The organism is Streptomyces sp. NPDC002669 (assembly GCF_042889165.1).
In the GTDB taxonomy this organism is placed as follows: Bacteria; Actinomycetota; Actinomycetes; order Streptomycetales; family Streptomycetaceae; genus Streptomyces.
Genome location: NZ_JBIAQQ010000029.1, coordinates 20,425 through 36,341, shown reverse-complemented (window position 1 = coordinate 36,341; position 15,917 = coordinate 20,425). Strand labels below are relative to the sequence as shown.

Below are 15,917 nucleotides of genomic sequence, written 5' to 3'. Positions count from 1 at the left end.
TCCGTCTCACTTGGGGTCAAATATCACCGCACAAGGGACAAGATGCACATTTACTCCACCCATTCGGGCGCGTCGGAGCCCCACCCGAGTGGCACCGCGCGGCCACCTCCGGTTCACCCCGCCCCGGCCCGCGCGGGCCGGAAAAAGGGGAGGTCCGGGCGCCCGTCGCGCAGCGGAGAGGTAACGGCTGCGCATCGAATGCGCATCGTCCGCGAGCCCGCCCGCCCGGATGTACGGATTCCGAGACAACAGCGCCCGCATATCGGACTCATTGCCGGACTTCGACCGTTAAGTCACGAACATGTCTTCGAAAAGCCCAAGCGGAAGCAAAGCCACGCCCCAGAAAAGGTAATGAGCTGGAAAAATTTCCAAAGAGCACCCCAAGGGCGTCGGACATTCATTGACCCTGCATGAATTGCGTTGAAAAAGTCCGGGTAGCCCGTAGGTGTTGCCCTGCGGAGTCCTTCGACCCTCCGGGCCAGGAGCACCATGACGATTCCAACCCCGCGAGCAGCCGCACCACTTGAAGCAGCTGACGCGAAGCAGGCGATATCCGACACGTCCGCCTCGAAGGGCGGCGACGGACGGTCCCCGGGCAAGATGGCCTGGCGACGCTTCAAGCGCGACCGCACCGGCGTGATTTCGGCCTATGTGGTCATTTTCTTCTTCGTGATCGGCATCTGCGCGCCGCTGATCGCGAAGCTGTACGGCAAGGACCCGTACACGACGTACGGGCAGAACGAACCCGGTCTGCTGGACGACTTCGGCTCCCCGATCCTGCCCAACGGCGGTATCAGCGGCGACTTCTGGTTCGGCATCGAGCCGGGACTGGGGCGGGACGTCTTCACCTTCCTGCTCTACGGGATCCGCAACTCCCTGCTCATCGCCGCAGTGACCACTCTGCTGGTGACGGTGATCGGCATCGCCGTCGGCATCACCGCGGGCTACCTGGGCGGAAAGACCGACTACTTCGTGGGTCGGGTCATCGACATCCTGCTGGCTTTCCCCTCCACGCTCTTCTTCATCGGCTTCTGGCCGGTGATGATCTCGATCCTGGTCTCTCCGGAGGAGAACACCCCGGTCTGGCTGACCGTCGTCAGCCTCATCACGGTCATGACCGCATTCGGCTGGGCCTCCATCGCCCGACTGCTGCGTGGCGAGGTACTCGCCCTGCGCGAGCGGGAGTTCGTCGAGGCCGCCAAGGTCACGGGGGCGTCTCCGGCGCGCATCATCTTCAAGGAACTGCTGCCCAACCTCTGGACGCCGATCCTCATTCAGGCGACGCTCGCGCTGCCCATGTACGTCACCGCGGAGGCGGGCCTCGCCTTCCTCGGTGTCGGGCTGACCTCCCCGACACCCGACTGGGGCGTGATGATCCAGCGCGGGTCGGACGTCTACCAGAGCGACATCACGTTCATGCTCTTCCCCGGCGCCGCGATGGTGATCTTCGTCATCGCCTTCAACCTGCTGGGCGACTCGGTGCGTGACGCACTGGACCCGAAGACCAAGCGCTGAACCGCACTTCCTCCGGCCGGGCGACGGGGCCCACCGGATCGAACGTTTCTCTCCATCGACCAGAGCAGGAAGCCATGTCCCTTTCCCGCAGAAACTTCGTCATCGCCACGTCGGTCGCAGCCGGCGGTTCGATGGTTCTCTCCGCGTGCAGCAGCGGCAGCACGGCCAAGAAGGGCGGCAAGGACGCCGGTCACGGCGGTGCCGACAAGTACACCGGCTCGGTCGTCGTCGGCACGAAGGAAGACTCCACCGGTCCGGCCCCCGAGATCCCGGGCGCGAAGAAGGGCGGCACGATCCGCGGCATAGCCCCGGACGACTTCTCGCACCTGGACCCGCAGCGCATCTACTTCTCGTGGAACTCCGCGGTCGGTGACCTCTTCATCCGCGGGTTGACCGGCTACAAGATCGCCGCGGACGGATCGATGAAGCTGGTCGGCGACCTCGCCACCGACGCGGGCACCATGTCCGACGGCGGCAAGACCTGGACCTTCACCCTGAAGGACGGTCTGAAGTGGGAGGACGGCAAGGAACTCACCATCGAGGACGTGCGCCACGGCATCGAGCGCGGCTTCGCCAGCTTCACCACCGAGGGCGCCGGCTACGTCCAGAACGCGCTGGTCGGCCCGGGCGACTACCGCTCGAAGTACAAGGGTCCGTACGGCGGCAAGCACCTCGACTCGGTCGTCACCGACTCCAAGGCGAAGACGATCACCTTCAAGCTGGCCGAGCCCCGCCTGGACCTCAACTTCACCCTGGCGATGAACTCCTACGCGGCCGTCCCGGTCAAGGGCGACACGAAGGAGAAGTACGACAAGGACCCGATGAGCTGCGGTCCGTACCGGATCAAGGCGCACTCCGTCGACAAGTCCATGACGCTGGTGCGCAACCCGCACTGGGACCCCAACACGGACTCGATCCGCAACGCGTACCCGGACAGCATCGTCTACGAGTTCGGCCCCGAGTCCCTCCAGGCCACCGACCGCCTGATCGCCAACGACGGCGACGACCAGTACGCGGTCATGGCGTACAGCGGCGTCCCGGCCGAGCGCATCCAGAAGGTCCTCACCGACCCCGAGCTGAAGAAGCGGACCTTCAACGGCCTGCTGACCGGCATCTACTACTACGCGATCAACACCAAGCGGATCACCGACGTGAAGGTGCGTCAGGCACTCATCCACGCCTGGCCGCTGGAGCAGATCCGCAAGATCTACGGTGGTCCCTCGGCCGGTGACTACGCGACCTCCATCCTCAGCCCCGACATCCTCGGCTACGCCAAGGACGACGTCTACGGCAAGCTGAAGAAGCCGATGGGCGACCCGGAGGCGGCGAAGAAGCTGCTGAAGGAGGCCGGCAAGGAGGGCCAGAAGGTCGTCTACGCCTTCCCGCAGAGCAACACCTACGACAAGACCAAGGTCGTCATCGAGAACGCCCTCAAGGCGGCCGGCTTCGACCCGGTCATGAAGCAGCTGGACTCCACCAGCTACTACGACCAGATCCAGCAGATCGACAACAAGTTCGACGTGATGTGGTTCGGCTGGTCCCCGGACTGGCCGACCGGCTACACCCTGATGCAGCCGCTCTTCGACGGCAGCACGATCGCCAACGGCGCGAACAACATCTCGCAGCTGAACGTCGACTGGGTCAACGAGGCCATCAAGAAGAACAACCTCATCGCCGACCCCACGGAGGCCGGCAAGGCCTGGGCCGCGCTGGACAAGCGGATGATGACGGAGGAGGCGCCGATCATCCCCGAGACGTACCAGCGCCGCTTCTACCTCTACGGCGAGAAGGTCGGCGGGGCGATGTTCCACCCGCTGTTCTCCTCGGCCGTCTTCTACAAGCTGTTCGTGAAGGCCTGACGCCGACACTCCCCGGGCGGGGCGCCCGTACGGCGCCCCGCCCGCTCCACTCCCCCTCGTCGGCGTCTGCCAGGGAAACCCATCGCCATGTTCCGCTTCCTCATCCGCCGGGCAATCGGCGCACTGGTCATCCTGTTGATCATCAGTGCCATCACTTTCGTCCTCTTCTACATTGCACCCCGTGACCCAGCTCGCGTGGCCTGCGGCAAGGTGTGCACCCCCGAGACGCTGGCACTGGTCAAGCGCAACCTCGGCATAGACGACCCGATGCCGGTGCAGTACTGGCACTGGTTGCAGGGCGTGTTCGTCGGCCGGGACTACACCTCGTTCGGCCACTGCCCCGCACCGTGCCTCGGTTACTCGTTCCACAACCGCGAGCCGGTCCTCGGCACGATCATCGACCGCTTCCCGACGACGCTCTCCCTCTCCATCGGCAGCGCCTTCGTGTTCGTGCTCTTCGGTGTGGGTACCGGCATGATCGCCGCGGTCAAGCAGGGCAAGGCGCTGGACAAGATCGCTTCCTCGGCGTCGCTGATCGGCTCCTCGATGCAGATCTACATCGTCGGCGTGGTCGCCATGTACTACCTCGCGGACCAGTGGCACATCCTGAACCGGCCCAAGGAGGTCCCCTTCACCGAGGACCCGGCCGGCTGGTTCTCCGGGCTGCTGCTGCCCTGGCTGGTGCTGGCGCTGATCTTCACCGCCAACTACACCCGCATGGCGCGCTCCCAGCTCGTCGAGACCCTGAGCGAGGACTACGTGCGTACCGCACGTGCCAAGGGGCTGTCCCGGCGGACGGTGTTCTTCAGATTCGCCTGGCGCGGGGCCATGGGCCCGATCGTCACCATCTTCGGCCTCGACCTCGGCGTCCTGCTCGGCGGCGCGATCATCACCGAGAAGACCTTCGGCCTGCACGGCATCGGCGCGCTCTCCATCAAGGCGGTCGCCGACAACGACCTGCCCCTGCTGCTCGGTGTCGTCCTGGTCGCGGCAGGCGCGATCGTCGTCTTCAACATCATCGTCGACGCCGTCTACGCCCTCATCGACCCGCGCGTCCGCCTCGCCTAGGGAGAGACCCAGTGAGCACCCCCTTCCTCTCCGTACGCGATCTGCGCGTGCACTTCTCCACCGAAGACGGCATGGTCAAGGCCGTCGACGGGCTGTCCTTCGACCTGGAGAAGGGCAGGACCCTCGGCATCGTGGGCGAGTCCGGCTCCGGCAAGTCCGTCACCAACCTGACCATCCTGGGTCTGCACCACCCCGATCACACCGAGATCGAGGGCGAGATCCTGCTCGACGGCCAGGACCTGCTGACCGCGTCGGAGCGGGAGCTGGAGCGGCTGCGCGGCAACAAGATGGCCATGATCTTCCAGGACTCGCTGGCCTCGCTGTCGCCGTACCACACCATCGGCAGGCAGATCGGCGAAACGTTCCGCAAGCACACCGGCGCCTCCAAGAAGGAGGCCCGGGCGCGGGCCGTCGAGATGCTCACCAAGGTGGGCATCCCCCAGCCCGACCTGCGGGTGGACGACTATCCGCACCAGTTCTCCGGCGGCATGCGCCAGCGCGCGATGATCGCCATGGCGCTGGTCTGCGACCCGTCGCTGCTGATCGCGGACGAGCCCACGACCGCGCTGGACGTCACCGTGCAGGCCCAGATCATGGACCTGCTCAAGGACCTCCAGCAGGAGACCGGCACCTCGATCATCTTCATCACCCACGACCTCGGGGTCATCGCCGACATCGCGGACGACGTGCTGGTGATGTACGGCGGGCGCTGCGTCGAGCGGGGCACGAAGAAGGAGGTGCTGCGGGCGCCCCAGCACCCGTACACCTGGGGTCTGCTGGGCTCCATGCCGAGCCTGGACGGCCCGGTCGACGTGCCGCTCTCGCCGATCCCCGGCTCCCCGCCGAGCCTCCTCAACCCGCCGAGCGGCTGCCGTTTCCACCCGCGCTGCTCGTTCACCGAGCAGGTCGGCGGCGGGCGCTGCGCGAACGAACAGCCGCCGCTGGAGCTCACCGCCGGGCGCGGTGCCGCCTGCCACCTCACCGCCGAGCAGCGCGCCGAGTTCTTCACGGACTTCTCCGGCAACCGGCCCAACTGACGTACAAGAGACGGGACTTCCCCACCATGAGCAGCAAAGACCCCCTCCTGGACGTCTCCGGACTCACCAAGCACTTCCCGATCAAGGCCGGCTTCCCGATCCGGCGGACGGTCGGGGCGGTGCAGGCGGTCGACGGACTGGACTTCCAGGTCTCCGAGGGCGAGAGCCTGGGCCTGGTCGGCGAGTCCGGCTGCGGCAAGTCGACCACGGGCCGGCTGATCACCCGGCTGCTGGAGCCGACGGCCGGCCGGATCTCGTACCGCGGCCGGGACATCACCCACGCCTCGCGCAAGGAGCTGGCCCCGGTCCGCTCCGAGATCCAGATGATCTTCCAGGACCCGTACGCCTCGCTGAACCCGAGGCAGACCGTCGGCAAGATCATCACGGCGCCGATGGAGATCAACGACATCAACCCCGCGGGCGGGCGCGAGGCGCGCGTGCGGGAGCTGCTGGAGACCGTCGGCCTCAACCCGGAGCACTACAACCGCTTCCCGCACGAGTTCTCCGGCGGCCAGCGCCAGCGCATCGGGGTGGCCCGGGCGCTCGCCCTGGAGCCGAAGCTGATCGTGGCGGACGAGCCGGTCTCGGCGCTGGACGTGTCGATCCAGGCCCAGGTGGTGAACCTGCTGCAGAAGCTGCAGAAGGAACTCGGCATCGCGTTCCTGTTCATCGCCCACGACCTGGCCGTCGTGCGGCACTTCTCGCAGCGCGTCGCGGTCATGTACCTCGGCCGGATCGTGGAGATCGCCGACCGCGAGGACCTGTACGGCAATCCCCGCCACCCCTACACCAGGGCGCTGCTCTCCGCAGTGCCCGAGGTGGGCGTCGAGGACGTCGCGGGCCGTGAGCGCATCCGCCTGACCGGCGACGTCCCGTCCCCGGTCAACCCGCCCTCGGGCTGCCGCTTCCGCACCCGCTGCTGGAAGGCGACGGACAAGTGCGCGAGCGAGGCGCCGCCGCTGGTGCGGGTGGAGGGCAGCCGGGAGGGCCACCTGACGGCCTGCCACTACCCCGAGGACGCCCGGTCCGTCGCGGCCGCCCCGAAGGCCCGTGAGGAGGCCGGGACGGTGCTCGGCAAGAAGAAGGACAAGAACCTCGAGTCCGAGGGCTGATACCCCTCTCCCGGCCCGGGAACCGAGCACGCCGGCCCATTGACCCGAGCCGCCTGCGCGCCCGGTTCCCGGGGACGCGGGAAGGAGGCGCCCGGGAACCGACCGATTCCCGGGCGCCTTCGCGTGTCCGCCGCCGGGCGGGAACCACCGGACCCGCCGGGACGGGTGGTGTCGCCCGCACCGGCGTGAACCGGCGGAGGACGACGGCGCGCCCGCCGGGCACGACGAGAAGCGCCCGGAACCGATCGGTTCCGGGCGCTTCTCGTGCACTGCGGGTCGTACTACGGGGCTACGAGGCCGCGCCGATGACGTCCCTCTCCTCGGCGAAGTGGCAGGCCGACTCGTGCGCCGCGGGGCTGTCGGAGCCCTTGAAGCGCTCGGGGATCGCCAGCAGCGGCAGCTCCGTGGAGCACTTGTCCTGGGCCTTCCAGCAGCGGGTGCGGAAGCGGCAGCCGGACGGCGGGTTCGCCGGCGACGGGACGTCACCGGTGAGGATGATCCGGTCGCGGCCCTCACGGGCGGCCGGGTCCGGGACCGGGACCGCCGACAGCAGCGCCTGGGTGTAGGGGTGCGTCGGGTGGTCGTAGATCTCGGTGTCGGTGCCGATCTCGGCCATCTTGCCGAGGTACATGACGCCGACCCGGTCGGAGATGTGCCGGACGATCGACAGGTCGTGCGCGATGAAGACGTAGGACAGGTTGAACTCGTCCTGGAGCTTCTCCATCAGGTTGATGACCTGCGCCTGCACCGACACGTCGAGCGCGGAGACCGGCTCGTCGCAGATGATGATCTCCGGGTTGAGCGCGAGGCCGCGGGCGATGCCGATGCGCTGGCGCTGACCGCCGGAGAACTGGTGCGGGTACCGGTTGATGTACTCCGGGTTGAGGCCGACGACGTCCAGCAGCTCCTGGACCTTCCGGCGGCGGTCGCCCTTCGGCGCCACCTCCGGGTGGATGTCGAAGGGCTCGCCGATGATGTCGCCGACCGTCATGCGCGGGTTGAGCGAGGTGTACGGGTCCTGGAACACCATCTGGATGTTCCGGCGGACCGCCTTCAGCGCCCGCCCGGACAGCCGGGTGATGTCCTGGCCCTTGTAGAAGACCTCGCCGGCGGTGGCGGTCTCCAGCGTCATCAGCAGCTTGGCGACGGTGGACTTGCCACAGCCGGACTCGCCGACGATGCCGAGGGTCTCGCCCTGGTAGAGGTCGAAGGAGACCCCGTCCACGGCCTTGACCGCGCCGACCTGGCGCTTGAACAGGATGCCCTGGCTCAGCGGGAAGTGCTTGACCAGATTGCGCACCTGGAGGATCGGCTCGCCGCGCTCCACCGGGGCTTCGATCGCGGCGACCGCGGCCGTCTCGTCCGCGGTGTCGACCGTCACGACCTCGGTGACGTTCGGGGTGGCGTCCATGGAACCGTCAGTCTTGTCGAGCTCAGCCATGGATCGTCTCCTTCCAGAAGTGGCAGGCGCTGCCGCGACCGGGCAGTTCGGTGCCGTCCTGCTCGGAGACCGGCACCAGGGCCGGAATCTCCGTGCGGCAGATGTCCTCCGCCTTGGGGCAGCGCGGGTTGAAGGCGCAGCCGGACGGGATCTTGAGCAGGTTGGGCGGCAGGCCCTTGATCGCGTAGAGCTCCTGGCCCTTCTGGTCGAGCCGCGGGATCGAGTCGAGCAGACCGCGGGTGTACGGGTGCGCGGGCCGCTTGTACAGCTCGTGCACCGGCGCCGTCTCGACGATCCGTCCCGCGTACATGACCGCGATCTTGTCCGCGACGTCGGCGACGACGCCGAGGTCGTGGGTGATCAGGATCAGACCCATGTTGAACTCGGTCTGGAGCTCGCTGAGCAGGTCCATGACCTGGGCCTGGACCGTCACGTCGAGCGCGGTGGTCGGCTCGTCCGCGATGATCAGGTCCGGCTCCAGGGCCAGCGCCATGGCGATCATGATGCGCTGGCGCATGCCGCCGGAGAACTGGTGCGGGTAGTCGTTGACCCGCTGCTTGGCGGCAGGGATCTTGACCCGGTCCATCAGCTCGATGGCCTTGAGCTTCGCCTGCTTCTTGGAGAGTCCCTGGTGGACCCGGAACATCTCGCCGAGCTGGTAGCCGACCGAGAGCACGGGGTTGAGGGAGGAGAGCGCGTCCTGGAAGATCATCGCGATCTTCTGGCCACGGATCTTCCGCCGCTCCTCGTAGCTCATGGTGAGCATGTCCTGGCCGCGGTACAGGATCTGGCCCTGCGGGATCTTGCCGGGCGGCATGTCCAGGATGCCCATGATCGCCTGGGCGGTCACGGACTTGCCGGAACCGGACTCACCGAGCACGGCCAGGGTCTCCCCCGCGTCCACGCTGTAGTTCACACCGTTGACGGCCTTGGCGACTCCGTCCCGGGTGTGGAACTCCACGTGCAGGTCGCGCACTTCCAGGAGCGGGGTGTCGCCCGACTCCTCGGCACGGGGCGCCGGAATGTCTGATGTCTTGATGCTGGTCACGTCGTACGCCCTCCTCAGCGCAGCTTCGGGTCGAGGGCGTCGCGGACCGCGTCGCCGAGCATGATGAACGCGAAGACCGTGAGGCTGAGCATTCCTGCCGGGAACAGCAGCGCATGCGGGTTGTCACGGATGGCCTGGCTGCCCTCCGCGATGTCGATGCCCCACGAGATCGTCGGGTCCGCGAGCCCGAGTCCGAGGAACGAGAGCGTCGCCTCGGCCGAGATGTAGCCGCCGAGCGCGATGGTGGCCACGACGATGGTCGGGGCGAGCGCGTTGGGCAGTACGTGCCGGAAGAGGATGCGCGAGGTGCCGGCGCCGAGGGCGCGGGCCGCCGTCACGTAGTCCGCCTGCTTGGCGGTGATCACGGAGGAACGCATCACGCGGCAGATCGAGGTCCAGCCCAGGAAGGCCAGGGCCAGGATCACCACGTACACCTTGCGGTCGGTGAAGGCGTTCAGGACGACCATCGCACCGAGCAGGAAGGGGATGCCGAAGAAGATGTCGGTGACCCGGGAGATGATCGAGTCGAGCCAGCCGCCGAAGTAACCGGCGAGCATCCCCAGCAGGCCGCCGACCAGGGTGACCGTGGCGGTGACGCCGACGCCGACCAGGATCGAGGCGCGGGTGCCGTAGACGACACGGGCGTAGATCGAACGGCCCTGGCCGTCGTAACCGAACCAGTCGGGCTGGAAGAAGTGCCCCAGCTCCGGCTTGGTCAGGAAGTGGTTGGTCAGGTCGCCGTCGCGCGGGTCCGCACCGGTGAACAGCCCCGGGAAGGCCGCGACGATCAGCAGGAGGAGCAGCAGGATCGAGGAGATCCAGAACATCGGGCGGTGGCGCAGGTCGAACCACGCGTCGCCCCAGAGGCTGCGCGGCTTGCCCTGTGCCTTGGCGCCCTCGGCGGCCGCGGGTGCGGCGGTGGCGTCCACCGCTGCTTCGGTCGTGGTCTTGGTCGCGTCAGGCATACCGGATCCTCGGGTCCAGGACCGCGTACAGCAGGTCGACGAGCAAGTTGATCACAAGGATGACGAGGACGAAGACCGTGACGACGCCGACGATCGTCGAGCCCTCGCGCTGCTGCAGCGCCTTGAAGAGCAGGTTCCCGACACCCTGGACGTTGAAGATGCCCTCGGTGACGACCGCGCCGCCGATGAAGCCGCCGACGTCCGTACCCAGGAAGGTGACGACCGGGATCAGCGAGTTGCGCAGCAGGTGGACACCGACGATGCGGCGTCGCGGCAGGCCCTTGGCCATGGCGGTACGCATGTAGTCGGCGCGCAGGTTCTCCGCGAAGGTGGTGCGGGTCAGCCGTGCCACGTACGCCATGGAGAGCATGGCGAGCACGAAGCCCGGCAGGAACAGCTGCGCGTAGTCCGTGGAGTCCTGGACGTTCGGTGCCACCCAGCCCAGCGTGTCCGCGAGGACGAAGCGGGCGAGGAAGCCGAGCACGAACACCGGGATCGAGATGACGATCAGGGTGAAGATCAGCACGCCGGTGTCGGCGGCCTTGCCGGCCCGCAGACCCGCCCAGGCGCCGAGCCCGATGCCGACGATGATCTCGATGATCATGGCCACGGCGGTCAGCCGCAGGGTCACCGGGAAGGATTCGGACATCTCGTCGATGACTTCGCGACCACCGAAGGTCTTGCCGAAGTCGCCCTGGAAAAGATTCGCCATGTAGTCGACGTATTGCTTCCACAGGGGCTGGTCGAGCCCGAACTCATGGCGGAGCGACGCGACCTGTGCGGGGTCTGCCGCCTTGTCTCCCCACATCGCCCGGATCGGATCGCCGGGAAGAATGTGGACCATGAGGAAAATAATCAGAGTGGTCCCGATGAATACCGGGATCATCTGGAGCAGTCGCCTTGCGACGTAACGCCCCATCATGCCTCCATGCCGTGAGGGGTCGGCGATGGCCTTCTCAGAGTTGTCTCCGCCGCGGGGGTGTGGGGGAGAGCCCCGGGGCCTACGCCCGTGGGCCGGTTCCGCCGTCCCTCATCGGGGACGGCGGAACCGGCCTTCGGATCCCGATGCTTACTTCTTGGCCTTCACCTGGACGTCGGTGAAGATGGGGTCGCCGTCCTGGCCGTAAACGATCTTGCCGAAGACGTTGTTGGACTGACCCGAGTTGTTCTTGTAGAACCACAGCGGGATGGCCGGCATGTTGTTCTTCAGGAGCTGCTCGGCCTCCTGGTACATCTTGACGGTCTCGTCGAGCGTCTTGGCCTTGTCGGCCTTCGAGGCGAGCTCGTCGAACTCCTTGTTGGAGTAACCCGAGGTGTTACCCGCGGCGGTGGTGCCGTACAGGTCGCGCATGAAGTTCGAGTTGACCGGGTAGTCGAGCACCCAGCCACCGCGGTACATGGACTTGACCTGCTTGTTGTCGCGGGCGTTCAGGTCCGCCTGGAAGTCCGGCTTGGAGTCGCCGGTGCACTCGACACCGGTGGCCTTGCGGATGCTGTTGCAGACCGCGTCGACCCACGGCTTGTGGGACTGGTCGGCGTTGAACTGGATCGAGATCTTGTTGCCCGGGACGCCGCCGCCCTCTTCGATCAGCTTCTTGGCCTTGGCCGGGTCGAACTTCGTGATGTCACCGAGGGCACCGGGCTTGTAGCCGAGCACACCGCGGGCGACGTACGAGTCGGCCGGGGTACGGGTGCCGTGCAGCACGGTCTTGGTGATCGTGTCACGGTCGATGGCCATCGACAGACCCTGGATGACCTTGGGGTCGATGTTCTTGAACTGCTTGGTGTAGAACGCCGGGACGATCGACTGCACCGCGGAGTACTCGGCGTCGATGGCACGGTCGCCGAGGTCCTGCTTGTAGCTGGTCAGCGAGGTGGTCGGAACCTGCTCGATCCAGTCGAGGTTGTCCGAGCGCAGGTCCGAGTAGGCGGCCTCGGCGGTGGTGTAGTTCTTGAAGTCGATGCCACCGTTCTTGGCCTTGTTCGGGCCCTGGTAACCGTCGAACTTCCGAACCTTGATCAGCTTCTTGTGGTCCCACGAGACGAACTTGTAGGGGCCGTTGCCGATCGGCTTCTGGCCGGCGGCCTTCGGGTCCTTGAAGAAGACCTCGGGCAGCGGGGCCCAGACGTCGTAGCCGAGCTTGTACGCGAAGTACGAGACCGGGCCGGTCAGGGAGATGGTGAAGGTGTTCTCGTCGACGACCTTCAAACCGGACATCTTGTCGGCCTTCGGGTCACCCTTCTCCGGGTGGACGTCCTCGTAGCCCTTGATGTCCTGGAACCAGCTGGAGTTGGTCTGGTTGTTCTTGACGTTGGCCGACCAGTTCCAGGAGTCCACGTAGGACTTGGCGGTGACCGTGGTGCCGTCGTGGAACTTCCAGCCCGGCTTGAGCTTGACGGTCCACACCGACGAGTCGGCGTTGGGCGTCACGGACTCGGCGTTGACGTACGTGAGCTTGCCGGTGCCGGGCTCGTAGTCGACCAGGCCGGAGAAGATGGTGCGCAGGACACGGCTGCCCTGGCTCTCCTTGGCGTTCGCCGGCTGCAGCGGGTTCTGCGGCTCGCCGAGCTGGGCGGTCAGGATCCCGTTCGGGTCCGCCTTGCCCGAGTTCATGCCACTGTCGCTGTCCTTGTCGCCACCACCACAGGCGGTCGCGGCCAGGGCGATGATGGCCGCGCCTGCGACCCACTTGGCGCTCTTGGCACCACGCATGGGTTTCCTCCTCATGAGTCCACTTTTGACTACAAGAAGGGCACTGGAGTGATACACCGACACCCCTGACGGTGATCGTTTCAGTGCCCCTAGTGTGCTCGTGAGTCGGCACTCCCCACAGTGCGTGACCCATTGACCCGAGCTCAATGGAGCCAACTATTAAGTACGACCGGGCCGTAAACCACACTTAAGGGGTCTCGTTTTGACAACATCGAGGAACCCCGATTGCCCGAAATCCGGACAAAGTGATCCCAGACAGACACCCTCGAAACGGACCGTTAACGCAGCTTTCGGAGAGCGACGATCGATATCCGGACGGATCGCCGGAGGAAAACCACTGGACAAAGGCATGATCGTGCTGCTGGACGATCATGCTTCCGGCGCTCTTCGTCGCGGATGCACACGACCGCACTCCGCCGACACGCACCGGCGCTCCCGCACCCTGCCCACCCATGGTCCCGCACAACCCTCGCGACCGTGCGGACGCCCCCCGCGGCGGATGTCCGGCGGGTTCCCGGAACACCGCACGAGGGCCCGGCCCCCCGTCAACTGACGGAAGACCGGGCCCTCGTGGGACAACCAGGACGCACACCGGCGCGCGGGGCGCGCCGCGCGCCCGACGCCGCGTCAGCGCCCGGCGCGCGGCACGGGGCCGGCTCCGGGCGCGTGCGGAGTCACATCAGCGCTTGGCGCGCGACGCGGTGCGACCGCGCTCCTTCTGGTCCAGGACGACCTTGCGGATGCGCACGGCCTCCGGGGTCACCTCGACGCACTCGTCGTCGCGGCAGAACTCCAGGGACTGCTCCAGGGAGAGCTTGCGCGGCGGGACGATCGCCTCGAAGGAGTCGGCGGAGGAGGAGCGCATGTTGGTGAGCTTCTTCTCCTTGGTGATGTTCACGTCCATGTCGTCGGCGCGCGAGTTCTCACCGACGATCATGCCCTCGTAGACCTCGGTGCCCGGGTCGGTGAAGAGCACGCCGCGCTCCTGGAGGTTGGTCATCGCGAAGGCGGTGACCGCGCCCGCGCGGTCGGCGACCAGCGAGCCGTTGTTACGGGTCGTCAGCGTGCCGAACCACGGCTCGTGGCCCTCGTGGATGGAGTGGGCGATGCCCGTGCCGCGGGTCTGGGTCAGGAACTCCGTGCGGAAGCCGATGAGACCGCGGGAGGGCACGACGAACTCCATGCGGACCCAGCCGGAGCCGTGGTTCGACATGTTGTCCATGCGGCCCTTGCGGACGCCCATGAGCTGGGTGACGGCACCCATGTGCTCCTCGGGGACGTCGACGGTCATGCGCTCGACCGGCTCGTACGTCTTGCCCTCGACCTGCTTGGTGACGACCTGGGGCTTGCCGATGGTCAGCTCGAAGCCCTCGCGGCGCATCTGCTCGACCAGGATGGCCAGCGCCAGCTCGCCGCGGCCCTGCACCTCCCAGGCGTCGGGGCGCTCGGTGTCCAGGACGCGGAGCGAGACGTTGCCGATCAGCTCGCGGTCCAGACGGTCCTTGACCTGGCGGGCGGTGACCTTGCGGTCCTTGACGACGGCCTTGGCGTCGGCGCCCTTGCCGGTGGCACCGCGGCCGACCAGCGGCGAGGTGTTCGTACCGATGGTCATGGAGATCGCGGGCTCGTCGACCGTGATCAGCGGCAGCGCGACCGGGTTCTCCGGGTCGGCCAGGGTCTCGCCGATCATGATGTCCGGGATGCCGGCCACGGCGCAGATGTCACCGGGGCCCGCCACCTCGGCCGGCTTGCGGGTGAGCGCCTCGGTCATCATCAGCTCGGAGATGCGGACGTTGGAGACCGTGCCGTCGCGCTTGATCCACGCGACCGTCTGGCCCTTGCGCAGCTCGCCCTGCTCGACGCGGAGCAGCGCGATGCGGCCGAGGAAGTTGTCGGCGTCGAGGTTGGTGACGTGGGCCTGGAGCGGCGCGTCCTCCTCGTACGTCGGGGCCGGGACGTGCTCCAGGATGGTGGAGAAGAACGGCTCCAGGCTGGTGGAGTCGGCCGGGACGGTGCCGTCCTCGGGCTTGGTGAGGGACGCGATGCCGTCACGGCCGCAGGCGTAGACGATCGGGAACTCGATCTGGTCCTCGTCGGCGTCCAGGTCGAGGAAGAGGTCGTACGTCTCGTTGACGACCTCGTCGATGCGGGAGTCCGGGCGGTCCGTCTTGTTGATGCACAGGATCACCGGCATCCGGGCCTGGAGGGCCTTGCGGAGCACGAAGCGGGTCTGCGGCAGCGGGCCCTCGGAGGCGTCGACCAGCAGCACGACCGCGTCGACCATCGACAGGCCGCGCTCGACCTCGCCGCCGAAGTCGGCGTGGCCGGGGGTGTCGATGATGTTGATCGTGATGGGCGCCCCGCCGTCCTTGGGGTGGTACTTCACCGCCGTGTTCTTGGCGAGGATCGTGATGCCCTTCTCACGCTCCAGGTCGTTCGAGTCCATGACGCGGTCGTCGACGGACTCCAGCTGGTGGGCGGCGAACGCCCCGGCCTGCTTGAGCATGGCATCGACGATGGTCGTCTTGCCGTGGTCGACGTGGGCGACGATGGCTACGTTACGGATGTCGTGGCGCGTGGGCATGGGTGGCTTGCGCTTCTCTCGGATCGTGGGATCAGGCGTCTCAGTCGGTCTCGGGTTCCTCGTACGCCCGCCGGGCGGACGCGCCACGGCTTGTCCATGGTACGGGGCCGAGGCCGCCGCGGCTTCCCGGGCAAGCGCCGCCGGGCCTCCGGGCGGGTGCCCGCCCCCGTGGGCGGGGCGCGGAAACACAGCCGTACGGGCCGGTGGGCGCACGGTGCCGGCCCCCTCGCGGGCGGCGGCGCGGGCCGCGGACGGCCTGCGGAATCGTCCGCGACGGCGGACGGGAACGAGGCGACGGGCGGCCGGGGGAATCGTCCGCGACGACGAACGGGAGCGAGGGACATGCCGCGCCCGCTCCCCCCGGTCCGTCCGGCGCCGGGCCGCGTCCACTTCGCGTTTCCGCCTCCGTGACCGGTTGTTCCGGCGATCGTCATCGACCGGTCCGGCCACGGTCGCCCGGCGGCGGAAGCGGGCGGCGTCGGCGCGTCTCGGAGGTGGGGCTCCGGGACGGAGGTACTGAGGGCCCGGAGCTCGGGGGCTCCGGGGTGGGGGGCCTCAGAAGTGGGGGGAGCGAG

Annotated in this window: 11 protein-coding genes; 5 read left to right on the top strand and 6 right to left on the bottom strand. The window is 67.4% G+C overall.

The window, feature by feature from the left end:
* Positions 1-489 precede the first annotated feature (489 nt).
* The 5 genes from ACFYW1_RS31870 (at position 490) to ACFYW1_RS31850 (ending at position 6,591) form a co-directional block, all read left to right on the top strand.
* Positions 490-1,515, top strand: a complete 1,026-nt coding sequence (locus tag ACFYW1_RS31870) for an ABC transporter permease (RefSeq protein ID WP_389001032.1) — start codon at positions 490-492, stop codon at positions 1,513-1,515.
* A gap of 74 nt (positions 1,516-1,589) precedes the next feature.
* Positions 1,590-3,374 (top strand): ABC transporter substrate-binding protein, encoded by a 1,785-nt coding sequence (locus ACFYW1_RS31865; protein ID WP_389001029.1) that lies wholly within the window; start codon positions 1,590-1,592, stop codon positions 3,372-3,374.
* Between the two features lie 87 nt (positions 3,375-3,461).
* Positions 3,462-4,442, top strand: a complete 981-nt coding sequence (locus ACFYW1_RS31860) for an ABC transporter permease (RefSeq protein WP_389001026.1) — start codon at positions 3,462-3,464, stop codon at positions 4,440-4,442.
* Between the two features lie 71 nt (positions 4,443-4,513).
* Entirely contained in the window at positions 4,514-5,479 is a 966-nt protein-coding gene (locus ACFYW1_RS31855) for an ABC transporter ATP-binding protein (RefSeq protein ID WP_389001221.1), read from the top strand.
* A 26-nt stretch (positions 5,480-5,505) separates the two neighbouring features.
* On the top strand, positions 5,506-6,591 hold the full coding sequence (locus tag ACFYW1_RS31850) for an ABC transporter ATP-binding protein (protein ID WP_389001023.1): 1,086 nt from the start codon (positions 5,506-5,508) through the stop codon (positions 6,589-6,591).
* A 289-nt stretch (positions 6,592-6,880) separates the two neighbouring features.
* On the opposite strand, the gene ACFYW1_RS31845 is transcribed toward ACFYW1_RS31850, so the two are convergent.
* From ACFYW1_RS31845 to typA, 6 genes are all read right to left on the bottom strand, one after another.
* Positions 6,881-8,032, bottom strand: coding sequence for an ABC transporter ATP-binding protein (locus tag ACFYW1_RS31845; protein ID WP_389001020.1), 1,152 nt, complete (start codon positions 8,030-8,032; stop codon positions 6,881-6,883).
* The gene (locus tag ACFYW1_RS31840) at positions 8,025-9,080 is read right to left on the bottom strand and encodes an ABC transporter ATP-binding protein (protein WP_389001017.1); all 1,056 of its coding nucleotides are present in this window, start codon (positions 9,078-9,080) and stop codon (positions 8,025-8,027) included. The genes ACFYW1_RS31845 and ACFYW1_RS31840 overlap by 8 nt, the downstream gene beginning before the upstream one ends.
* A 14-nt stretch (positions 9,081-9,094) precedes the next feature.
* Positions 9,095-10,045: an ABC transporter permease gene (locus tag ACFYW1_RS31835; protein WP_389001014.1), complete on the bottom strand. Its 951-nt coding sequence runs from the start codon at positions 10,043-10,045 to the stop codon at positions 9,095-9,097.
* Entirely contained in the window at positions 10,038-10,964 is a 927-nt protein-coding gene (locus tag ACFYW1_RS31830; RefSeq protein WP_356935164.1) for an ABC transporter permease, read from the bottom strand. The genes ACFYW1_RS31835 and ACFYW1_RS31830 overlap by 8 nt, the downstream gene beginning before the upstream one ends.
* A 150-nt stretch (positions 10,965-11,114) precedes the next feature.
* On the bottom strand, positions 11,115-12,758 hold the full coding sequence (locus ACFYW1_RS31825; protein ID WP_389001011.1) for an ABC transporter substrate-binding protein: 1,644 nt from the start codon (positions 12,756-12,758) through the stop codon (positions 11,115-11,117).
* Positions 12,759-13,437: 679 nt separating this feature from the next.
* Positions 13,438-15,342, bottom strand: a complete 1,905-nt coding sequence (gene typA, locus ACFYW1_RS31820) for a translational GTPase TypA (RefSeq protein ID WP_356935119.1) — start codon at positions 15,340-15,342, stop codon at positions 13,438-13,440.
* Positions 15,343-15,917: the final 575 nt, after the last annotated feature.

Bases quoted from the DNA above. Each gene is read 5' to 3' on its own strand.
- ACFYW1_RS31870 (WP_389001032.1), top strand. From the start codon at position 490: ATGACGATTCCAACCCCGCGAGCAGCCGCACCACTTGAAGCAGCTGAC.
- ACFYW1_RS31865 (WP_389001029.1), top strand. From the start codon at position 1,590: ATGTCCCTTTCCCGCAGAAACTTCGTCATCGCCACGTCGGTCGCAGCC.
- ACFYW1_RS31860 (WP_389001026.1), top strand. From the start codon at position 3,462: ATGTTCCGCTTCCTCATCCGCCGGGCAATCGGCGCACTGGTCATCCTG.
- ACFYW1_RS31855 (WP_389001221.1), top strand. From the start codon at position 4,514: ATGGTCAAGGCCGTCGACGGGCTGTCCTTCGACCTGGAGAAGGGCAGG.
- ACFYW1_RS31850 (WP_389001023.1), top strand. From the start codon at position 5,506: ATGAGCAGCAAAGACCCCCTCCTGGACGTCTCCGGACTCACCAAGCAC.
- ACFYW1_RS31845 (WP_389001020.1), bottom strand. From the start codon at position 8,032: ATGGCTGAGCTCGACAAGACTGACGGTTCCATGGACGCCACCCCGAAC.
- ACFYW1_RS31835 (WP_389001014.1), bottom strand. From the start codon at position 10,045: ATGCCTGACGCGACCAAGACCACGACCGAAGCAGCGGTGGACGCCACC.
- ACFYW1_RS31830 (WP_356935164.1), bottom strand. From the start codon at position 10,964: ATGGGGCGTTACGTCGCAAGGCGACTGCTCCAGATGATCCCGGTATTC.
- ACFYW1_RS31825 (WP_389001011.1), bottom strand. From the start codon at position 12,758: ATGCGTGGTGCCAAGAGCGCCAAGTGGGTCGCAGGCGCGGCCATCATC.
- typA (WP_356935119.1), bottom strand. From the start codon at position 15,342: ATGCCCACGCGCCACGACATCCGTAACGTAGCCATCGTCGCCCACGTC.